This is a genomic window from Shewanella mesophila (genome assembly GCF_019457515.1).
Classification (GTDB): domain Bacteria; phylum Pseudomonadota; class Gammaproteobacteria; order Enterobacterales; family Shewanellaceae; genus Shewanella; species Shewanella mesophila.
Genome location: NZ_CP080421.1, coordinates 426,333 through 446,702 on the forward strand (window position 1 = coordinate 426,333; position 20,370 = coordinate 446,702).

The following is a 20,370-nucleotide window of genomic DNA, read 5'->3' on the forward strand; positions in this document are numbered from 1 at the left end:
TCTAAGCACTCCTTAATGGATGATAGATAACCGTTTGTTCATCCGGGCAGATCTTAAACAGGCTAAAGGCATTATCTGCTTCCTTAGCCTGTTTTTTTGCCGCGGCACTATAAGCCGATAAACTTTGCTCATTGCATCTCATGGTCACTTCTGGTGGCAATAAACCCACACACAGGCTGATCAGCGGGTGTTCTCGTATTACTCCCTGTCTGTCTTCTGCCATCATCTTTTGTGCTTGCCAATGTACTGGGTTGTAAAATAAGTGTTTATTAACATTAAATAAACTCAATACATCAAAACATTGTTGCTCTATGTTCTCTTGGGTACTGATGATCACAAAGTCGTCACCGCCAATATGACCAACAAAATTATCCCCGCATAACTGTAGCTGTAGTAATTTGGCTACCGATTGAATTACTTCATCTCCGCGACAAAATCCGTAGCTATCGTTGTAGGGCTTAAAATGGCATAGGTCGAAATAGGCTAAATAGAAAGGGCGGCTCTGTTGCCTAAGACGTTGTAACTCCTCTTGGATAGGGATGTTGCCTGGCAGCCCAGTTAGCGGATTGGCATGTCTAGCGATTTTGATTCGTTGCTCGGTGATCTGCTGTAGTAGATCCTTGGTATAGCCTATCCCTAAAAATTGCTTATTGCGCATGATTAGAAACTGCTGTGCGACGCAGCCATGCTCCGCTGATGTCAGTAGCTGACTCACTCTAGAGATAGGATCGCTAGCCTCAACTATCAACACATTGGCGTCCATAACCGTGGCGACGGGACGGTTTTCATGTAGCGCTCGGCCGTAGGGCGTACTAAATAGCTCCATTAGCTGGGCTCTATCTACAATGGCTAAAGGTTGTTGCTTATCCACAATAGCAATAGCCTGTAGTGAATGTTGAGTCATAAACAACTCACTGAGCACCTTTAACTTTGTATCTGATGGCAAAGAGCGTGTCTGAGTTATCAAACTTTCTGCCGATTCAGCATATCTGACTTGAGATTGGCAAAATTCATGTTGGTTGTTGTGCTTGAATGTCTGTTCGGGTTGACTCTTGGGATGACCTAAAAGATAACCTTGGCAGTACACTATGCCAAGTTGCCTTAATAGGGCGAGTTCATTTTCCGTTTCAATGCCTTCGGCAATCACCTTGCAAGTCAGACTTTGGCATAGGTCGATAATAGAGCGGACGAACTCTTGCTTAACGGGTGATTTATCGATTTGATGAATAAAATGACGATCAATTTTGACGTAATCGGGCGCCAGCTCAGACCAGAGCCGCAGACCAGAGTAGCCTGTGCCTAAGTCATCGATCGCCGTTAAAAATCCTTGGCTACGATAGTGATTAAGACAACTTTTTAGTAGGTCGATATCATCGGCGGGATACTGTTCTGAGAGTTCAATAACCACTTGGCTTGGCGATAGCCCTAACTCTTGTACTAGGCTCAAGGTCAAGCCTTTGGCGTGACCAGGTTCTAGTAAGGCTTTGGGGGAGATATTAATAAACAATTTCCCTGGCAGCTGACGGACATTGAACTCTTGTATCGAATGACGACGACAGATCTCTTCCAGTTCTGATAAGCGTCCTTCGTGTGCGGCAGTTTGGAATAGGGGAACGGGTGAAAACAGGGCGCTATGTTCAGGACCTCGACTCAGGGCTTCAAAGCCATGGACTGTTTGTGTCGTAATATTAAATATAGGCTGAAATAGTATCTGGATTTTCTGGTTGTCGATGATCTTATCTAGTGCTTCGCTTAGATCAATTGCCGTCATGGTGAATCGCCTTACTCATAAAGTAGAGCGATTCTATGACTAGCCTGTGACAGCTATATGACACTCACCATTAAGATGAATTATTTTGTTTGTGCCTTAAACGCTTGCAAGGTTTGCAGTAATACACCGAGCTTTCGGACATATTTTTCTAGTGCGGGCGCTAATGTTTCTGCCTCGATTGGCAGTAGGGTCATCTCATTAGCCAACTCCTGAACATAAGGGCCAAAACGATTGCTACGCGCATCAAATCCTTCATCTTGGGTGAAGATGGTGCTGAATTTCCCATGACCCGCTTTCTGTAGTTCATCGAGCTTAGTATCGGCATCGATTGCCTGACGGTAGGCGACTTGTAAATTCTCTTTCAGTTGCTCTATTAGTTGACTATGTGGCATAACAGCCTCTTATCATAAAATTTAGGCGAATTATAAGGGGCTAGTCTGATGGCAACAAGTCGGCATTGGTTTTTACTGTTATTGATTACTTTGTTTACTGCTTTTTCTTCTGTCAGTGTATTGGCTGCAGCTACAGATAAACCCCCATTTTATAAACTTAGCTATCAGGGGAAGAGTGCCTATCTACTGGGCTCTATTCATGTAGGGCGTGATGATTTTTATCCTATGGCACCTCAGATCGAAGATGCGTTCTCACAGGCGGGGGCGCTAGTGGTTGAGGCCGATATTGATAATGCCGATACCGCCGAGCTGATTCGCCGTTATGGTATGACTGCGCAGGCACAAGATAGTGAAACCAAGCAACGAATGGATAGTTATTGTCAGACTCGACAGCCTGTTTGCAGTGCGTTAGGAGGGTACTCTCCTTGGATGCAGGCGATGCAGTTAACCATGTTTCGTTTTGGGGGGATGGGCTATCAGGCTCAATGGGGCGTAGATCAAGTGTTAATGCAGAAAAATCGCGATAGGCCTTTAATCGAGCTTGAAAGTACTGAGTTTCAATTTAGATTGATGGCATCATTTGCGCCTAAAACTCAATGGGATATGGTTCTGGAGGCTATCAATGCACCAGATGATGAAATGCTAACGCTCATAAATGCTTGGCGTTTAGGGGATGAGAAAGCGTTAGATGAACTGCTGGCTGGGCAGATGCAAAATGGGGAGGATACAGAGCTAATAGAAAAAATCCTCTGGCAAAGAAATATCGACATGAGTCATAAGATTGCTCAGTTGATGGTTGATAAGGATACACCATCGCCACTGTTTATTGTGGTTGGCGCTGGGCACGTCGTGGGTGACAAGAGTATTCCAGCTAAAATGCAGGCCTTGTATCAGGCGCAAATACAAAACTGTTGGGTAACCCCTTGCCGATAGTGGTTAGGTGGGATTAATGATCATCATCTGAGCGCGTGACTCAGATGATGCCCAGCTGAAGCGTTAGGGACTACTCAGCAGCGAGATAAGTGCCTTGAGTCGTTCGATTAATCCTCACTACGCCATTTAGTCAGAAAGTGAACATAGCGTCCAAACGCGATATAAGGCGGTAGCTGGGAATAGGTAAGCTCCATCTCAATGAGCTGATTAAAGTCGAAGTTAGGTGGCTGATTGATTTTGAGATAATCATGGATCACCCGTACGCCAGACTCTGTGATTAGCTCCATTTGCCAATCATTCACCCAGTTTTTGACCTCTTGAATATAAAGTGGATGCGTCGGCGTCAATCCCACTTTCTTTTTCACCTTAAAGTCGGCGGCGACATAATCGAAGTTGCCCGAAATTAAACTGTGAAAACGCATCGCTTCCTTGTTGTAGAACATCAAGGAAAATAACCCCGTTGGGTTGATCAGTTTGGTGAGCTCTGCCAAGGTATTTTCGGCATCAGTTAGCCACTCGGCAACTGCGTGACACATAACGAGATCGAACTGACCATGCTGCTTAACATTCAAGGCTTGGATCGGAGCGTGGAGTAATTCGATCTCAAGTGGATGCTGGTTTTTGGTTTCATAGTCATTAATTTGTGATTTTGCGAGCGCAAGCATCTCGGCGGAGATATCACATAGGGTGACCTTATGGCCAAGCTTCGCCAGCTTCTGTGCAAAAAATCCAAACCCACCGCCAGCATCCAAAATATGGAGCTTTTGACCGCCAAAATGAGACAGAGCCTGGCTCAAGTCACGCCAAATAACGGCCGAACGTACTTCACCTTTTGGAGTTCCATAGATGTTTTTTGCAAATTTACTGGCGAGTTGATCAAAATTTTTGTCTTGCACTGGGGCGTTACCAATTGACAGGAAATTGTATGGAAAAGGGATGCGCTATTTTGCCATATAGAAACAGGCTAAGCACCTAGTGATGTAAGATTTAGGTGTTAATGCGGATTTTAGGGTATAATCGCAGGCTTGAAAATTTTTAGATTATGTAAATGTTGAAGGGTTCATATAGCGTGAATAAAGAAATTTGTGTTGAATTGAAAGTGATGCCATCGCTGTTGTCGCTCTATCGCAAGATCTTTTTTGGCCGCAAACCCGGTTGGGATCAGCAACCCTTGCCACATATTCGTGTGACCTGTCCCGAGGTAAACATTGCTGCCGAGAAGGTGCATCAGTACGCTAAGGTATGTGGTTTTGAGTTTGATGGTAAGGTATTACCTATGACCTACCTTTATGTCATGGCATTTAGATTACATGCTGCCATTTTTACCCATCAGGCCATTACGTTTCCACTGCTTGGGATGATTCATCTAAAGAACAGCATCAGTCAATATCGTCAGGTTGGACTAAACGAATCGTTTAAAATTGAATGTGAACTCACCAGCAGTCAGATGACCGACTCGGGTCTCGAGTTTGAGTTAGTGTCTAAGGCTTTTGTCGGCGATGAATTGGTGTGGGAATCATTATCCACTTACCTTTACCGCATCGAAAACGCAGGGCGTCGAGTGCGTCCACCTAAAGCCAGCCCTATGAATTGGAACGACCCTGTAATTTGGGAGTTAAGTGAAGATTTAGGCCGCCGCTATGCCAAGGCATCGGGTGACTATAATCTGATCCATCTACATCCTGTTCTGTCTAAGCGCTTTGGTTTCGATCGCGTGCTCGCTCATGGAATGTGGTCAAAAGCTCGTAGCATAGCGCAGTTAATGCCTCATATTGGTGATAAGCCTTGTACCGTTGACGTCGCATTTAAGCTGCCTTTATTGATGCCTGCTCAAGTGAGTTTTGGCGTCGATACTGAGAATGAATCGGGACTGACCTTTGAACTTCGAGATATCAAGGGGCGGCGTCCTCATTTGAGCGGCAGCGTAAAATTCCTCGATTAGCGTTTGCCCCGAGAGTTTTATTTGCCTTAAAAAGCCAGCATCCTCGCTGGCTTTTTGGTTTCTGGCGAGATCTTATATCAGCATGACAAACCTAAGGTACGCTGTGACCCGTAGAGGCTTGCCAGATACTAAACCACTGCTGTTTATCTAGTGTTATCTGTTTCGACGCCACCGCTGCACTGATGCGATCGAGATTTCCGCTACCTATGATAGGTTTGGGCTGGCTCGGCAGGGCAAGTACCCAAGCATAGATAATCTGGCTGATATCGTCGGTATCATGTGCCTTGGCAACTTGAGTGAGCGTCTCTCGCAATCGGACGGCCTTGGCGGAGGTGCCAGTAAATATCTCTCCGCCACCCAGACAAGACCATGCCATCGGCGGGCAGCGATATTGTTGGCAATGATCTAAGGTGCCGTCATGCAGTGTCGACAACTGCATGGGTGAGATCTCTAGTTGATTGGTTATCAGAGGATGCTCTAGTCTAGATTGCAGTAGATCAAATTGAGCGGGGGTAAAGTTGGAGACGCCAAAATGTCTTACCTTGCCTGTTTGGTACAGCTGCTCAAATGCTTGTGCCACTTCATCGGCGTTCATTAGCGGATCGGGTCGATGGATCAATAATAGATCTAAGTAGTCGATGTTAAGTGCTGAGAGCGAATTTTCGGCGCTTGTTATTATGTGTTGGTAACTGGTGTCGTAGTGGTTTACATAACGGTCTTTGGTCGATGGAAACGCGGGTTTGATACCGCATTTACTGATAATTTGCATCTGTTCTCTAAGAGAGGAATTAAGGCTTAATGCCTTTCCAAATAGGGCCTCACAACTATATTCACCATAGATATCAGCATGATCCATGCTAGTCACCCCAAGGCTTAAGTAGTGCTCGATTAATGCTAACGTCTCAGATGGTGATCTGTTCCAGCTATCGAGCCGCCAAAATCCAGCGATAAATTGTGAAAGTTCTAGTTGATGAAGGCTCATCTTTTTTCTCCGATTGGGATACATGAGGCAGATACTGGTCATTTTATTGATTTAGATTCATAAATGCTTAATTAACTCGACTTGCATCGATGAATAGGTTTCTAACGCGCTATTTTTATCTTATATTCGCCTCAGCTCATCATTTTCAAGTTTGTATCGTAGGAGTTATGCCTATGCGGTCTGATATCGACATTTCTCGCCATGCCAAATTACAGCCAATCAGTGATATAGCATCAGCACTAGGGATCGCGGCTTCTGAATTAACCCATTTCGGCCCCTACAAAGCAAAAATCAATCTTACAATACAGCAACGATTAAAAGATAACAGAGATGCAAAGTTAGTCATAGTTACCGCTATCACGCCAACGCCATTTGGTGAAGGCAAGACCGTTACCACCATAGGGCTGACCCAAGGGTTACAGGCGATAGGAAAGACAGCTTGTGCCTGCATCAGGCAACCCAGCATGGGGCCAGTATTTGGCATTAAAGGGGGAGCTGCTGGTGGCGGATTTGCGCAAGTAGTGCCCATGGAGTCGTTAAATCTGCATCTCACAGGAGATATTCATGCGGTGACTAGCGCTCATAATCTCGCTGCCGCCGCGATAGATGCGCGTTTGTATCATGAGCAGCGCCTGGGCGCTGAGGAGTTCAGTCTGCAGTCGGGGCTAACCGCGCTGAATATCGATCCCAATAAGATACTATGGCGCCGGGTTGTCGATCAAAATGAGCGAAGCCTACGTAACATATCAGTTGGTTTAGGTGAAAATAACGGTCCCATCCATCACAGTGGATTCGATATCAGTGCAGCATCAGAGCTGATGGCAATTTTAGCGTTAAGCCGCGATTTACAGGATATGCGTCAAAGAATAGGGCGTATCGTGTTAGCACAAACTCTCGATGGTGACTATATTACCGCCGAAGATTTAGGGGTTGCAGGGGCCATGACAGTCATTATGAGTGAGGCCATAGCACCAACATTGATGCAAACCTTGAGCGGAGCGCCGTGTTTAATCCATGCAGGTCCGTTTGCCAATATCGCTCATGGAAACTCCTCGATTATTGCCGATAATATCGGATTAAAATTGGCCGATATCGTGGTTACCGAAGGCGGTTTTGGCTCTGACATGGGCTTTGAGAAGTATTGCAATATTAAGTCGCGCCAAGCGGGTAAAGCGCACGATGCCGCGGTGGTCGTTGTAACCATTAAAGCCCTAAAGTCTCATGCAATAGATTTAAAACCTGACGCTAGTGAGATGGATAAGCTTGAGTCTGGATTTGAAAACCTTAAATGGCATGTGGCAAATGTGGCGCAATATGGTGTGCCTGTCGTTGTCGCGATAAACCGCTTTGACAGTGATACGACCCAAGAACTCGATTGGCTTAAACTCAATACCCTGAAATTAGGGATATTTGGTTGTGAAGTGTCAGATGCCTTTAGCCTCGGAAGTAAAGGTGCCACAGCATTAGCTAAAGTGGTCGAGCAAGCGACCAAGGTTCGCAGCCAATTTCATTATTTATATCAGCTTGAACAAAGCATAGAAGCCAAGCTGATGACGATTGCCGAGGCGGGTTATGGTGCATCTGGTATCGAGCTTTCCTCGGTAGCACAGTCACAGTTGCAGCTGTTAAAGCGTCAGGGCTTTGAGCACTTAGCTATTTGCGTTGCGAAAACGCCATTGTCGATTAGTCATGATCCTAAGGTAAAAGGTGTGCCAAAAGGGTTTAAGTTGCCGATATCTGAATTAAAGCTCAATGCGGGTGCGGGGTTCATTACCGCCTTAGTCGGTAAGGTCATGACCATGCCTGGGCTTGGCGTCAAGCCTGGATACCTCAACGTCGACATTAATGAGTCTGGTGAGATTGTTGGTTTAGCCTAGGGCTGCAATTAGTCGCAAAATAGAAGTGGTAGCAAAGTAAAAGGTCCGAGCTGTAAACTCGGACCTTTGTCATTTAATTAACTCAACTATTGCTGGGTTTGATAAATATGCACATCGCGCTGTGGGAATGGAATCGAGATCTTCTCTTGATCGAAGCGCATTTTCACTTCACGAGTCACATCCCAATAAACATCCCAATAATCTTCTGGCTTGACCCAAGGGCGCACGACAAAGTCGACCGATGATTCACCGAGTAGATGAAGCTTAACCGTTGGTGCTGGCGTGTTGAGCACCTTAGGGTGCTTCTCTACAATAGAGGTGAGCACCTTCTCTGCTTTTTCTATGTCATCGCCATAACCAATACCGAATGTCATATCGACGCGGCGTTGATGCTCTACTGTGATGTTATTGATGGTGTCACCCCAAATCTTATTGTTTGGAATGATCAGCCGCTGGTTATCTAAGGTCTTGATGGTGGTAGAGACTAAGCTCATTTGGCTAACCCTACCAGTGACCCCAGCAGCGCTAATGAGATCGCCTACATCATAGGGACGGTAGATTAAGATCATCATACCGGAAGCAAAATTGGATAAGGTATCTTGCAGCGCAAAACCTATGATCACACCGGCAACACCAAAGCCTGCCAGCAGTGGCCCTAGTTCAAAACCTAGCTGAGATAGGGCGATCATTAATCCTAGGGCAAACACAATTTTCCCTGAGAGGGAGATAAAGAAATCTTGCAGTAGGTGACTGAATTTCAGCTTAGAGTTGCTCACTGTTTTCTTGATGATGCGCTGCGTCGCTTTACCAGCCAAACTGGCTAAAAACAGAATAAGCACAAAGATAAATACCTTAAACATCATACTCGGGCCATTATCTATGGCTTGGTTTCTTGCCGTATCCCACCACTGCTCGACTAGATTGCTCGCCACATCAATATTAAGCACATCTTGGGTGATGTCGCCTGAGATGCTAAATAGGGTTTGTTTTAGGGTGGAGGTATCCTGTTCTAGCTTGTCGAGCAACTCAATGGCAACGGACAAACTGGTACTGGTGAGTGATAGACGTTCGTTTAATTTGGTAATGAGCGCCGTTTGTTCGCTAGTCACATCTTTACCCGCAGTTGCTGCGTCATCGATTGCCGTTTTTAACTTGTCCTGAGTAAAATGTACTAGGCTATTTAGGGTATCAGAGCGCTTAAGGAGGTTTTCAGTTAGCCTTGTTTTCGTGATGACAACGTCTTCGCCTAAGATTTCTAGCCAAGTAAGTGTTTCATATTTAGCACTTAAAAACTCATCACGCTCCCTCTCCCTGCTTGCTAGGCTAAACATGATATTTGAATCATCATTTTTACCTAACTTGGTTTTGAACAGCTCTATGTCATCAGCATAATAGTTGCCGACCTGATTGATAAAGGCGAAGTGATCTTTAACTAAAGGAAGCAATGCGGGTTTATCTATATCTTTTTCAGACATCAGCGCCTTTAGCTTGTCATGGAACTGGCCTGCATGCTCCTTGATACGATATTCAATAAACTGTTTCATCTCGCCGTGAGTATTGGAAAGCTTTTCTATATCTTTGCTCATAGAGCTTTCTAATTGTTGCAGTTCGGCTATTGGGGCTGAGATTGCAGTTTGTGGCGTCTGAGTATCAGCATAAGCGAGGTTGATACTGATACTAAATAGGGTTATCAACACTATTGATAGTGTTCGCAACATAGGTGTAATCCTTTGAGGGGTAATGGGTTGAATCATAATCTCTCTAACTAAAGCTGTAAAATGACAACTGCGAATTTATAGCGCTATCTGGTAAACTGCCTGTTCAATCATTAGAGAATATTATCGTGCTGTGTACACATTGTAGTAAAACCTTTGCCGCTGATGGCGTCAAAAATCAACGGGGACGTGGGTTAAATGCACAGATCCAGTGTCCACATTGCAGCGCTTGGTTGGGGAGAAATCCAATACTCACACGGATGAAAATGGTGGGCTTTTATTTAGGATGCGCGGCGCTTGCTTATGGATACTTCTCGCCATCGCTGCGTCATATCACCACGCCTGTCGCGATATTTGCCATCATGGCATTACTGGTTAGTCACATGATGGATCACCTAAAGGTGATAGAAGCGCCTGACGTTGAGCCGGTGGATGATAGCGAGCATCGTAAGAAGTATCGCTAAGAGAATAAGTGAGAGGTGGTGAGCTTTGTGCTCACCATTTGGCCGACATTAGTCGATAACTTGAACTTGAGCTTCAAGTGCCGCTTCTACATAGTAGATACCACCTAAGACAGCGATGAAGAAAATCGTTGTCCAAAATATCATCTTGAAATTTTCGCGGAGAAACTCTTTCATACTGTTTTATCCTTGCGCCTAGTTCGTTGAAATCGTGTTGTATTAGATTTCATATAATGGATTAATTCTAGCCACTATTACTTAAGTCAGACTTAATTGCTGCTGGCTATTGAGTGATCCCGCTCATGTTTGTCGATGAGCTAAGCAGCGTTATATTACGGTGCATTGGTATTAGATTTTGTTACAACACTGATACAGTGAGTGGTATTTGTCACTTGACTTCATCCAGTCAATCCATAAACTTGGTCAAAATTTCTGTCATCTCAGTTCGGAACTATGGCATCAGTAATGAAAAGATTAGCAAGAGGAGTGGCAATATGGCTTAGTGCCATACTGTTCTGCTTGTCTGTTGCTGCGCCTGCCCATAGTTTAGAACACTTCGATGACGGTGCTAAAACCCATTGCACCCTCTGTATTCAAAAAGTTCAGCTTAATAGTCTACTGCCTATTAGCGACTTTAGTTTTACCCTTCCTCAACTCGCTGTTGAATCTTATGTTGAACTCGTCGCCTCAACATCGAGTACTCATGTTAGCTATTTTCAAAGCCGGGCTCCTCCTAGCTGTTTGTAATATCACATCTAATTTATCGATTATTACAACTCTCTGTCCAATGACAGCAGAGGACTATACCTGTTTTTTGGAGATGTTATGCAAACCTTTAATTTCCGCGTATCTGCGGTAGCGATGGCCTGTGCCTTTGTTTCAACTGTGACTCTTGCGCAAGATGCTACCTTGACCAACCCTGCGATAAGCGGCGTGTTAGATGGCTATTATCAAAACACCGAACGACCGATGGCTGAACGAGAAGAGGGGTTCGGCCTAGGGCATACCGAGCTTGCGTTAAGTGCCAATATTGATGATATGTTTTATGGCAAATTAACTGCAGTAGTAGAAACTCATGGCAGTGACACTGAAGTTGGCTTGGAAGAGGCTTTTATTCAAACTTTAGCTATGCCAGCGGGTTTTTCTATTCGCGCCGGTCGCTTCTTATCGGATGTGGGCTATCTTAACAACCAACATGTTCACACCGATGCATTTTCAGATAGGCCTGCCGCATATCGCGCCTTCCTTGGAAGTCATTATTTTGATGACGGGGTACGCTTAGATTACGTAGCGCCTACCGATCTATACTGGGCTATGGGCGTCGAAGCTTTCAAAGGCGACAGCATGCGTGCCGAAGATGAGCATGGTGAGCGGGATTTCAAAGACCTTGGCGTCTATACCGCTTACAGTAAATTAGGTGGTGACATTGGCAACAGTAGTTCTTGGATGTTGGGCTTAAGCTACTTACGTAACGAGAACGGTCGTCTGACGGCACATGAAGAGCATGAAGATGAAGTTGTCGCCGAGGATGGGCACGAGCATGATCATAGTCATGCGGCCATGTATACCGGCGAGAATACCTATATTGCCGATTTTGTTTATAAATGGGCACCCAATGGTAACTATAAGTATCAACACCTTACTTTAAGTGGCGAATATTTCATGGTCACCGATTTTGCTCCGTTAGAGGAGCATGACCATGGTTTAGATGAGGCTCATGGCGGCGAGCATACTCCTGATGATCAAACGGGTTGGTATGTTAGTTCTGTATATCAATTCACCCCAAACTGGTCGGCAGGGTTACGTTACGGTCAGGTCGATACTCAAGAGTTACATGACGATCATTTTCACGGTCAAAAGCTGAAAGAAACCGAAGTGAGTCTCGCGTGGCACCACAGCCATTTCTCGACAGTGCGTTTGCAGTACACTAATCAGCAAGGCACTAACTTTGATGGTATCGAAGACGATAACGTCATTACTCTTCAATATGTTATGACTCTGGGGGCTCACGGTGCGCATCAATTCTAAATTTATTAAAGCCAGTTGCGCAGCTATTGCGCTAACTATGGCGAGTGGAGCGCAAGCTAAATTAAACATTTTTGCCTGTGAGCCTGAATACGCAGCGTTAGCGAAGGAGTTAGCTCCCGATGCCAAAATTTACTCGGCAACGACAGCGATGCAAGATCCACATCAAGTACAGGCGAGACCGAGCCTAATTGCTAAAATGCGTCAAGCAGATTTAGCCGTGTGTGCAGGTGCCGATCTTGAGGTGGGTTGGTTGCCTATGCTGCAGATGAAGTCGGCTAACGCTAACGTGCGCTCAACCGAGAAGGGACTGTTTTTCGCCGCCGAACATGTTCAGACGCTTGATAAGTTAGACAGTGTCGATCGCAGTATGGGCGATGTGCATGCTCAGGGGAATCCCCATTTGCATTTCGACCCTGAGCGCTTACTCTTGGTTGCAAAGGCACTTAGCAGTAAATTAGTGCAATTGGATCCCGATTCTAAAGCTGAATATGATGCTGCGCTAGCCGATTTTTCAACTCGTTGGCAAGCCGCTACAACTCAGTGGCTGGCATTAGCTGCGCCGTTAAACGGTAAGAAAGTGATCGCATATCATACCAGCTTTCGCTATCTGTTTAACTGGTTAGGGATAGAGCAAGTGGGGGATCTTGAACCCAAGCCAGGCCTTCCACCCAGCACGAGTCATCTAGCCGATTTACAGAGCCGAGCTAAGCAAGGTGATGTCATGGCGATCATTGTGGCGTCTTATCAAGATGAGCGTGGCGCCAATTGGCTTGGTGAACGTACACAATTGCCTGTGCAAGTATTGCCTATGTCGGTTGGGGGAAATGATGATAGCCAAGATCTATTCTCTCTTTACCAAAGTGTCATTACTTTATTGTTAAACCTTAATAAATAGTGACTCTTGATAGCCGCCTGACTATATGTCAGGCGGCTATCTTAAAAGCCATTAGGTACACATCATGTTTGATTTAGATCTGTTATCGATTTTGCTACCTGCCTTTGCTGCAGGAATATTAGTGTTATCGACCCATGTATTACTCGGCAGCCAAGTACTCAAGCGTGGCATTATCTTTATCGATTTGGCCATTGCACAAGTTGCAGCCCTAGGTGCCATCATTGCCCATACTAATCATGACATAGAGCATATTCCTTATGCGACAGTGTGGATGCCTGCGTTATTTGCATTAATGGGGGCTGGGTTTATCGCTTGGTTATCTAAGCGTATGGCCGATGAATTAGAAGCCATTATTGGTTGTTTCTATGTATTATCGGCGGTGGCGGCAATGTTGATGCTATCCAATGATCCCCATGGCGCTGAGATGTTAAAGCAGCTAATGTCGGGGCAAATTTTGTGGGTAAATTGGTCACAACTCTTGCTTCCTGCCATAGTGTCATTGTTCGTATTAGTCATTATCGCATTAAAGCCACAGCTGCTCGATGGCGTTGCGTTTTATCTGCTGTTTGCTTTAGTGATCACCCTCTCAGTCGAGTTGGTTGGTGTTTATCTGGTATTTAGTTCATTAATTTTACCTGCATTAGCGGTTAACAAATACTCTGGTAAAGGTAGCTGGGCCCTCGCTTATTTGGTTGGGTTTATCGGTTATGCCCTCGGGCTGGTTTTATCTGCCACATTTGATCTACCCAGTGGTGCCGCTATCGTTGCCACCCTAGCGCTGAGCACTGTGTTATTTCGTTTCCTGCATCCGCTGCTTTTTAAACAACGCTCAATTGGAAAAGCCGAGTTTAATTCGTAAATCCGATACAGGCTATCTTAGGCTTAGTGAGAATAGGTTACTTGGATTCGAGTAGCCTATTTTTTTGTCTTAAAATTCTTTTAGTTATCTGCTTTATTGTCACTCAATGTTGCTAAAGGTGAAGCCTAGGTTAAATCTTCAGACTACAGGTGTAAGTCATTTTTGCTTACTGATATAATATCGCCACTGAAATCACAGGAGTAAGTTGTGCTGTTAATCTTCAGATCATTGATCTTGGCTATTATGTTGCTATTAGCGTTTGTCTTTGGTGGGCTTTATTGTCTGCTTAGGCCTCGCCATCGCGATAATGTACATCTGTTTGCTAAAATATTTTCGTGGGCCGCACCTGTATTAGGGGTAAAAGTGGTACTGCGTAAAGCTAAAGTTGAGACGACAGAGCCTTGTATCTATTTAGCGAATCATCAAAATAACTTTGATATGTTTACCCATACGGCAGCGGTTCCTAAGGGAACGGTGAGTTTGGGCAAAAAAAGCTTAGCGTGGATCCCATTTTTTGGGCAAATCTATTGGTTGTCGGGTAATATTCTCATTGACCGTAAGAACCGTAATCGTGCATTTGAGACCATGGCGGAAACGGCAAAGAAGATCAGAGAGAAGTGTCTGTCTATTTGGATTTTTCCCGAGGGAACTCGTTCGCGAGGAAAAGGTTTATTGCCATTTAAATCGGGTGCATTTCATACAGCGATAGAAGCCGGTGTTGCAATGGTGCCAGTGTTAGCCTCAAATCAAGAACATATAAAGCTTAATCGCTGGAACAATGGTGTGGTGATCATTGAGATGATGGAGCCTATCCAGACCAAGGGATTAGCAAAAACACAAGTTAAAGAGCTTTCAACACGCATCCATGCCATGATGTCGGAAAAGTTAGCGCAGTTAAACCATGAAGCCATGACATTGATGGCAAAGAAAGCCGTTTAACTCATCATATTATTGATAAATTCGGAGTGATCCATGTCTACAGAACGTCAGTTACAGGAACAGAAACAAGAGAATCAAGAGATCGTAGAAGCGATCCTTGCCGATGGTTCTGAGCCAGATGCTGAGTACACTATCGAACACCATTTCTCAGCGACCAATTTTGATCGTCTCGAAAAGGCCGCCGTTGAAGCATTTAAAATGGGTTTTGAGGTTAATGATGCCGAAGAGATGGAACTCGATGATGGTTCGGTGATCTTCTGTTTTGATGCTATTGCTTATCATAAATTAGAAGTCGAATTACTCGATAAAGCCTGTGAAGATCTGATTAACTTGGCCGCCAAGCAAAAAGTCGATTATGACGGTTGGGGTACTTACTTTATTGGCGATGAAGTCGATGAAGACGATGAGTTTGATGGAGATGAAGCGCGTTTTCATTAACCTCTCGCCAAATCTGAGTTGGTGATAAGCATCACCGACCTATTAAAAAAGCCCTTAACATCATTGATGCTAAGGGCTTTTTAATGATATGCGATACAAACGGGCTAGGCTATCGCCCCTTGCTCATTACTCAATAGAATACTGATTGGTATTATTCTTTAAACGTCACACAACAATTTCGGCCAGCTTGCTTGGCTTGATAGAGGGCGTTGTCAGCATTAGCTAACCATTTAGCGCTGTTGTCCAGTTCTTCGCCAATATCACAGATCCCAATACTCACACTCACGCTAATTTTCACGCTCTCGTAGCGCATCTCTGAGGTGGCTATTTTTTCTCGTAAGCGGTCGGCAAAATGGAGTGCGTGCTCTGCATCGGTGTTAGATAAGACCACGGCAAACTCCTCGCCGCCATAACGACCGGCGCAGTCGGTTTCACGCAATGACTGCTTAAGAATATGTGATACATGCTGTATCACCTTATCACCCGCTAAGTGACCATAGGTGTCATTAATTCGCTTGAAGTTATCGATATCAATCATCACCAAAGTTGTCGATTCACCATAACGGCTATGGCGATCAAACTCGCGCTGCATACACATCTGCCAATGTCTGCGATTGTGCAGCTGCGTGAGGCCATCGGTCTGACTCAGGTGTTCTAAGCGTTCATTTGCAGCCTTTAATTGCAAGCGGTTGATGGCCACATCGGTCACATCATAGATAATCATGCTGATATGGGTTATCTGGCCCGTAAGCGAAGAGAGCGGTAATAAGGTCACGTTTTGGTACATGAAGTCGGCGCGACCAGTGATGGGGCGGTAGTTGCCAAATTTAAATACATATGGCCGCTGTTCCCAACTGATGAAAGCCCGGTTCTTGAGCAAAAAAACCGATTCCATCTTCTGTTTTAACCAAGTTGCAGGCAGGTAGTCAAACTTGTCAAACAGGTTGGCACCTTTGATGGAATTAGGAGATATTCCACTGTGGTTCTCCATAAAGCCATTCCAGAGCTGGATATCATAATTACGATCTAATACCACCAAGCCGACTTCTATGGTCTGCACCATATCGATAAGCCAGTGTAGTTCGTTCATTGCGCTTTGATCATATGCCATGTATGAGTCCAACTTAATCTAACAGATAACCGAGCTTGTAGTTGAGCGTCGGTAATGATTCTTCGGTAAATAGCAGCAGCAGATCACACTGAATATCATGACCTTCGATACGATAGTTAATCTCCATCGCTAGAGTTCTCGCCCATTTTTCGGAGTTATCGTGAATAAGGTCGTTAACGGTACAATGTCGACCAAGCACCACGGGGTGGCTTTGGCTAAATTTCATATGTAACTGTTCTGAGATGCCGCTAAGAAATGCGCCAATTAATACGTTACCCGTATCGATCATCACTTCTATTTCAGTATTGGTATCTTCAGGGTTCGCTAGCCCCATGAGTTTTGCCATATCTTGAAATGAGGAGTCATGGAAGAGCAGTAAGGCTTCTCCGGCAACCCCTGCACCAATAAAGCCTTGGCAAAGCGCCGAAACCGTGCCGTACTGCTCAGTCGCTTTTAGCGTCATGGTGAGTTCGCTAACCTCGAGCACATTAACATTGGGGATCGGAAGGAGGACGAACACATCTAGTAGCTTTGCCAATAGATCGGCGGCGCGCCCCATTGCAACGTTGGCAACCTCCTGACAGGCATCCCTCAAGTCGACTTCGATCATGGGAGCGTCGTCAGCATCCTCGCCAAGGGCGATTGTTAATATTCCATATTCTTGCAAGATATTACTGATGGCATCAGCGCTGACTGGTTTTTGAATAAAATCGAGGGCGCCAAGGGCCTTAACCCTTTCGTGAGCCTTTATTTGGATGTCACCAGATACCACAATGACTAGCGCAGGGAGATCTTCTTTTTGGATCGTTTCGAGTACCTCATAGCCATCCATTACAGGCATATTGAGGTCGAGAAAAACCACTTCGCCTTTGCCCGCTCGAATGGCCTCGATACCTTCGGCACCATTATTTGCGAAGGTGATCTCCACATCCCATTCCTTTGGAAGTGTCCGGGCCATCTGCTTTCTGGCGAGCGCAGAATCATCACATATTAGTACTGGGATCGACATTCTATATATAACATCCTAATCTGCCCTTTTATTGAAGATAACACTAAATAGTGAATTTCGTGCTGAAACGCACTCATTTGGGGCAGTTTTTTGTTGAGTAGTCTGAGAAAGCCTAATATCTCCGAGCTTTCATAGCGGGGTACATGAGACCATGTTAATCATGATTTTATTTCAGAATTAAAGTGAATTTCCCTTCCGCACTTTCTAGGGCCTGTTGATCTTTGCTGGTTGAATTTCGTTCGAGACAAAAATGTTTTAATCGAGGCGAGTGGATTGCAGCCTAGTCATCTAAGCAAAATTCACTTAACAAAGAGTAAAATGTTTTTAGCCGAACCCTTCGGGCCGCGTTTGTTGGTCATTTCTACTGCGTTCTTAGCTTTTCATGTAGAACAACTACACTACAAAGCCTCTGTCTCGTATAAATACCCAGCAATTCGCTGTAAAAATAACCTTGAAAGATCTACATGTCCTAGTAACTGTAAAAAAATATTACAAATTATGCTTGGTTACCATAACTATCAGATTGAGCCTCATAGGTAAAATGCGGTCGGCATATTTTTGACCCCCGTCAAAAAATCGTTGCATGTTATATGTTTTAAGTAAATATTCCAAATGTGTTAACCTTTGTCCTTCTGGACAGACCAGTTTTTTTGGGGGGGAGTAAAGGAATGCTACATCCATGTGTGAATCTGACTATCGAATCAGGGATCGCCATCGTCGAGCTTAATCGGCCTGATAAATATAATGCGTTGAATTATCAAATCTTTACCTCTATCCATAAGGTTCAGCAACGTCTCGCAAAAGATAGAAGGATTCGCTGCGTTATCTTGACTGGCAGCGGTGGTAACTTCTGTTCAGGGCTAGATGTCAGTAGTGTGATGCGTTCGCCCATGCAGGCAATAAAGTTATTGTTCAAGTGGTTACCGGGTAACGCGAATCTTGCCCAGCAGGTTTCTATTGGCTGGCGACGCTTACCTGTGCCTGTTATCTGCGTACTCGAAGGGATCTGTTATGGCGGGGGAATGCAAATAGCCTTAGGGGCCGATGTGCGTATTGCTAGCCCTGATTGTCGTCTTTCAATTATGGAAGCTAAGTGGGGACTGGTTCCCGATATGGCTGGGCTTGTGGGACTTAGGGAGCTAGTCAGTAAAGATGTGGCCTTGCTGTTAACCATGACTGCAGAGGTAATTGAGGCGAAGCAGGCTCATCGCTATGGCCTAGTTACTGAGGTATGTGAACAACCATTAGAGCGTGCTCAACTTTTAGCTAAGCAGTTAGCGCAAACCTCTCCCGATGCCAATGCGGCAATAAAGTCGAGTATTAATAAGAATTGGCGAGCGAGTGAGCGTAGCTTGCTATGTCGTGAGAGCCTATACCAGATCCGTTTATTATTGGGAAAAAATCGGGTGGTTGCTGCACTTCGCCAAACTAAGGGCTCTGAGCGTGCTTATAAACAGCGTCAGTCATGGTGGTAAGGCTAGCTAAAATTGAGTCTCCTAAAATTCAAGGTGAGCGAGATCACACTCTCTTTATCTGCTTGAGATCTTAAGTGAGCGGACGGATAGGATCTGCCCTCAATATAATCATTGGGAACTAATCGATGAGAGAGTTGTTTGAACGTTTTCTATGGAGCAGTCGCTTATCTGTGATGATCGGCGTTTTTGCCTGCGTTATTGCCGCTTTTGTTGTATTCATCATGGGGATCAAAGATGTAGTGCATATGATTGCACTGCTTTGGGATTATTTGATGACAGGCAGTCATGGGGTACGCAATGAATTAATCATGGTGGTGGTCGAAATTTTAGATACGTTTCTGCTCGGCTCTGTATTGTTGATTTTTGCCTTTGGTTTGTATGAGTTATTTATTAGCAATCTGCAGGCGGCAGAAGATAGTGCAGCAGGCGGTAAAATTCTAGTGATCAGCAGTATCGATTCGCTGAAAAGTAAGCTAGGAAAAGTGATCTTGATGATGTTAATAATCAAGGTGTTTTCTTATTTCACTGAGATGAAGCCCGCTTCCATGTTAGAGCTGCTCTATATGGGAATCATCGTGGTATTGGTCGCGCTGGCATTGATGCTCAGTAAAGATAAGAAGTGATCCACATGTAATATTTAAGGGTAAGCCTTATTTATTCGTCTCGCGAAGCCATCAATTAACACTAAGGTATTTTGCCACGCGTTAGGCTGATCTAAGTTGAGCGCAAGGCGCTGTTGTTCATATTTCAGCGGCTGATTGAGCGGTGATAAGCTCTTTCGCTCTCTGGCGGTAGTTAATGATTCTGCTGGACCGTCTGGCGACTGGATATCTAATACCGGAATATCCAGTTCGCTAAGTAATCTTGCTAATTGCAGATTTTCGTCGGGATGATCTAGGTAGGGATTGATGATCACGAGTATGTCTGGTTTAGGTAGGGTGCCAGCATTGAGCTGTGATATAACTAAGCCTGCCCCCTTACCAGAGGCGATTAAAAGTCGCTTACCCGGGTAAGGTTGGCCCAAGCTATCGAGCTGATTCATGGTTTGGATCAAGCGGTTATTCTGTGCTTCTCTCACCTTTTTCCATTCTGCTTCACTGTATTTGGGCAGCGCTTTATCGGCCTTTAATTCAAGCTGCTTCTCTCCTGGTTTGCTGATCTCATCTGCATCGGTAGTATGATTGATGAGCGGCGCGCCAGATGGTGCCTGCAGACTGATACTTGCCCAACCTTTATCATTGATATGTCGTCTGAGATAACCAATGACGCCAATAGGATCGGCATGGGTATCAAAATCAGCCATTAATATCGCGGCGCCATATTGAAATTGTCCACGCCATGGACGAACTAATGCATAGCTTGGTTGACCACCAACGGTTATCGCCGCAATCTCGCTTTGGGGGAGATAATCATAACTGGGTGTCGTGGTAGCACCATAGGCTGGAAGTAGACTGAGCGAAAGCGTCAGTGCAGCGAAGTAAAGTGCGAGTCGTTTCATTACAGGCTTAAAGCAGATTGTTATTGGCTGAGTATAATGGGTTTT

General features: G+C 44.9%; 21 protein-coding genes. 12 read left to right on the forward strand and 9 right to left on the reverse strand.

Annotation, left to right across the window (positions count from 1 at the left end; all coding sequences use genetic code 11):
• Position 1 precedes the first annotated feature (1 nt).
• Both K0I73_RS01955 and K0I73_RS01960 read right to left on the reverse strand, forming a co-directional pair.
• Entirely contained in the window at positions 2-1,771 is a 1,770-nt protein-coding gene (locus K0I73_RS01955) for a bifunctional diguanylate cyclase/phosphodiesterase (protein WP_220062879.1), read from the reverse strand.
• Positions 1,772-1,851: 80 nt separating this feature from the next.
• On the reverse strand, positions 1,852-2,163 hold the full coding sequence (locus K0I73_RS01960) for a prephenate dehydrogenase (protein ID WP_220062880.1): 312 nt from the start codon (positions 2,161-2,163) through the stop codon (positions 1,852-1,854).
• Between the two features lie 48 nt (positions 2,164-2,211).
• Between K0I73_RS01960 and K0I73_RS01965 the strand changes: the two genes are divergently transcribed.
• On the forward strand, positions 2,212-3,096 hold the full coding sequence (locus tag K0I73_RS01965) for a TraB/GumN family protein (RefSeq protein ID WP_220062881.1): 885 nt from the start codon (positions 2,212-2,214) through the stop codon (positions 3,094-3,096).
• Between the two features lie 107 nt (positions 3,097-3,203).
• Here the strand turns inward: K0I73_RS01965 and K0I73_RS01970 are convergent, their stop codons facing one another.
• Positions 3,204-3,992, reverse strand: a complete 789-nt coding sequence (locus K0I73_RS01970; RefSeq protein ID WP_220062882.1) for a methyltransferase domain-containing protein — start codon at positions 3,990-3,992, stop codon at positions 3,204-3,206.
• A 206-nt stretch (positions 3,993-4,198) separates the two neighbouring features.
• Between K0I73_RS01970 and K0I73_RS01975 the strand changes: the two genes are divergently transcribed.
• A complete protein-coding gene (locus K0I73_RS01975) occupies positions 4,199-5,038 on the forward strand; it encodes a MaoC/PaaZ C-terminal domain-containing protein (RefSeq protein WP_220064221.1) in 840 nt (279 codons plus the stop codon).
• A 91-nt stretch (positions 5,039-5,129) separates the two neighbouring features.
• Here the strand turns inward: K0I73_RS01975 and K0I73_RS01980 are convergent, their stop codons facing one another.
• Positions 5,130-6,020, reverse strand: a complete 891-nt coding sequence (locus tag K0I73_RS01980) for an aldo/keto reductase (protein WP_220062883.1) — start codon at positions 6,018-6,020, stop codon at positions 5,130-5,132.
• A gap of 173 nt (positions 6,021-6,193) precedes the next feature.
• Between K0I73_RS01980 and K0I73_RS01985 the strand changes: the two genes are divergently transcribed.
• Positions 6,194-7,897 carry a formate--tetrahydrofolate ligase gene (locus K0I73_RS01985; protein WP_220062884.1) on the forward strand — a complete coding sequence of 568 codons (1,704 nt, stop codon included), beginning with the start codon at positions 6,194-6,196 and terminating at the stop codon, positions 7,895-7,897.
• A gap of 86 nt (positions 7,898-7,983) precedes the next feature.
• Here K0I73_RS01985 and K0I73_RS01990 read toward each other — a convergent pair whose 3' ends face one another.
• The gene (locus tag K0I73_RS01990; RefSeq protein WP_220062885.1) at positions 7,984-9,615 is read right to left on the reverse strand and encodes a mechanosensitive ion channel family protein; all 1,632 of its coding nucleotides are present in this window, start codon (positions 9,613-9,615) and stop codon (positions 7,984-7,986) included.
• A 125-nt stretch (positions 9,616-9,740) separates the two neighbouring features.
• Between K0I73_RS01990 and K0I73_RS01995 the strand changes: the two genes are divergently transcribed.
• Positions 9,741-10,076: a phage terminase large subunit family protein gene (locus tag K0I73_RS01995; RefSeq protein ID WP_220062886.1), complete on the forward strand. Its 336-nt coding sequence runs from the start codon at positions 9,741-9,743 to the stop codon at positions 10,074-10,076.
• A gap of 48 nt (positions 10,077-10,124) precedes the next feature.
• Here K0I73_RS01995 and K0I73_RS19065 read toward each other — a convergent pair whose 3' ends face one another.
• A complete protein-coding gene (locus K0I73_RS19065; RefSeq protein WP_258405262.1) occupies positions 10,125-10,250 on the reverse strand; it encodes a hypothetical protein in 126 nt (41 codons plus the stop codon).
• A 288-nt stretch (positions 10,251-10,538) separates the two neighbouring features.
• Between K0I73_RS19065 and K0I73_RS02000 the strand changes: the two genes are divergently transcribed.
• From K0I73_RS02000 to rraB, 6 genes are all read left to right on the forward strand, one after another.
• Entirely contained in the window at positions 10,539-10,820 is a 282-nt protein-coding gene (locus K0I73_RS02000) for an ABC-type zinc uptake system zinc chaperone (protein WP_258405263.1), read from the forward strand.
• A gap of 78 nt (positions 10,821-10,898) precedes the next feature.
• Complete coding sequence (locus K0I73_RS02005) at positions 10,899-12,101, forward strand: hypothetical protein (protein ID WP_220062888.1); 1,203 nt, start codon at positions 10,899-10,901, stop codon at positions 12,099-12,101.
• Positions 12,085-12,996: a metal ABC transporter solute-binding protein, Zn/Mn family gene (locus K0I73_RS02010; protein ID WP_220062889.1), complete on the forward strand. Its 912-nt coding sequence runs from the start codon at positions 12,085-12,087 to the stop codon at positions 12,994-12,996. The genes K0I73_RS02005 and K0I73_RS02010 overlap by 17 nt, the downstream gene beginning before the upstream one ends.
• A 64-nt stretch (positions 12,997-13,060) precedes the next feature.
• Positions 13,061-13,855: a metal ABC transporter permease gene (locus tag K0I73_RS02015; protein WP_220062890.1), complete on the forward strand. Its 795-nt coding sequence runs from the start codon at positions 13,061-13,063 to the stop codon at positions 13,853-13,855.
• 207 nt (positions 13,856-14,062) lie between these two features.
• The gene (locus tag K0I73_RS02020; RefSeq protein ID WP_220062891.1) at positions 14,063-14,794 is read left to right on the forward strand and encodes a 1-acylglycerol-3-phosphate O-acyltransferase; all 732 of its coding nucleotides are present in this window, start codon (positions 14,063-14,065) and stop codon (positions 14,792-14,794) included.
• A gap of 33 nt (positions 14,795-14,827) precedes the next feature.
• Positions 14,828-15,232, forward strand: a complete 405-nt coding sequence (rraB, locus tag K0I73_RS02025; protein ID WP_220062892.1) for a ribonuclease E inhibitor RraB — start codon at positions 14,828-14,830, stop codon at positions 15,230-15,232.
• Between the two features lie 151 nt (positions 15,233-15,383).
• Here the strand turns inward: rraB and K0I73_RS02030 are convergent, their stop codons facing one another.
• Positions 15,384-16,343: a GGDEF domain-containing protein gene (locus tag K0I73_RS02030; protein ID WP_220062893.1), complete on the reverse strand. Its 960-nt coding sequence runs from the start codon at positions 16,341-16,343 to the stop codon at positions 15,384-15,386.
• A 13-nt stretch (positions 16,344-16,356) separates the two neighbouring features.
• The gene (locus K0I73_RS02035) at positions 16,357-17,352 is read right to left on the reverse strand and encodes a response regulator (protein WP_220062894.1); all 996 of its coding nucleotides are present in this window, start codon (positions 17,350-17,352) and stop codon (positions 16,357-16,359) included.
• A 668-nt stretch (positions 17,353-18,020) separates the two neighbouring features.
• Between K0I73_RS02035 and K0I73_RS02040 the strand changes: the two genes are divergently transcribed.
• Entirely contained in the window at positions 18,021-18,827 is an 807-nt protein-coding gene (locus tag K0I73_RS02040) for a crotonase/enoyl-CoA hydratase family protein (protein WP_220062895.1), read from the forward strand.
• Positions 18,828-18,952: 125 nt separating this feature from the next.
• Entirely contained in the window at positions 18,953-19,450 is a 498-nt protein-coding gene (locus tag K0I73_RS02045; protein ID WP_220062896.1) for a YqhA family protein, read from the forward strand.
• A gap of 14 nt (positions 19,451-19,464) precedes the next feature.
• On the opposite strand, the gene K0I73_RS02050 is transcribed toward K0I73_RS02045, so the two are convergent.
• A complete protein-coding gene (locus tag K0I73_RS02050) occupies positions 19,465-20,325 on the reverse strand; it encodes a DUF3530 family protein (protein ID WP_220062897.1) in 861 nt (286 codons plus the stop codon).
• Between the last annotated feature and the right edge of the window lie 45 nt (positions 20,326-20,370).

Excerpts from the sequence above, each read along its gene's own strand:
- K0I73_RS02000 (WP_258405263.1), top strand. The coding sequence starts at position 10,539 with ATGAAAAGATTAGCAAGAGGAGTGGCAATATGGCTTAGTGCCATACTG.
- K0I73_RS02030 (WP_220062893.1), bottom strand. The coding sequence starts at position 16,343 with ATGGCATATGATCAAAGCGCAATGAACGAACTACACTGGCTTATCGAT.
- K0I73_RS01965 (WP_220062881.1), top strand. The coding sequence starts at position 2,212 with ATGGCAACAAGTCGGCATTGGTTTTTACTGTTATTGATTACTTTGTTT.
- K0I73_RS02040 (WP_220062895.1), top strand. The coding sequence starts at position 18,021 with ATGCTACATCCATGTGTGAATCTGACTATCGAATCAGGGATCGCCATC.
- K0I73_RS02005 (WP_220062888.1), top strand. The coding sequence starts at position 10,899 with ATGCAAACCTTTAATTTCCGCGTATCTGCGGTAGCGATGGCCTGTGCC.
- K0I73_RS01990 (WP_220062885.1), bottom strand. The coding sequence starts at position 9,615 with ATGTTGCGAACACTATCAATAGTGTTGATAACCCTATTTAGTATCAGT.
- K0I73_RS01955 (WP_220062879.1), bottom strand. The coding sequence starts at position 1,771 with ATGACGGCAATTGATCTAAGCGAAGCACTAGATAAGATCATCGACAAC.
- K0I73_RS01975 (WP_220064221.1), top strand. The coding sequence starts at position 4,199 with ATGCCATCGCTGTTGTCGCTCTATCGCAAGATCTTTTTTGGCCGCAAA.
- K0I73_RS01980 (WP_220062883.1), bottom strand. The coding sequence starts at position 6,020 with ATGAGCCTTCATCAACTAGAACTTTCACAATTTATCGCTGGATTTTGG.
- K0I73_RS02035 (WP_220062894.1), bottom strand. The coding sequence starts at position 17,352 with ATGTCGATCCCAGTACTAATATGTGATGATTCTGCGCTCGCCAGAAAG.
- K0I73_RS01985 (WP_220062884.1), top strand. The coding sequence starts at position 6,194 with ATGCGGTCTGATATCGACATTTCTCGCCATGCCAAATTACAGCCAATC.
- K0I73_RS02050 (WP_220062897.1), bottom strand. The coding sequence starts at position 20,325 with ATGAAACGACTCGCACTTTACTTCGCTGCACTGACGCTTTCGCTCAGT.
- K0I73_RS02045 (WP_220062896.1), top strand. The coding sequence starts at position 18,953 with ATGAGAGAGTTGTTTGAACGTTTTCTATGGAGCAGTCGCTTATCTGTG.
- rraB (WP_220062892.1), top strand. The coding sequence starts at position 14,828 with ATGTCTACAGAACGTCAGTTACAGGAACAGAAACAAGAGAATCAAGAG.
- K0I73_RS19065 (WP_258405262.1), bottom strand. The coding sequence starts at position 10,250 with ATGAAAGAGTTTCTCCGCGAAAATTTCAAGATGATATTTTGGACAACG.
- K0I73_RS01960 (WP_220062880.1), bottom strand. The coding sequence starts at position 2,163 with ATGCCACATAGTCAACTAATAGAGCAACTGAAAGAGAATTTACAAGTC.
- K0I73_RS02015 (WP_220062890.1), top strand. The coding sequence starts at position 13,061 with ATGTTTGATTTAGATCTGTTATCGATTTTGCTACCTGCCTTTGCTGCA.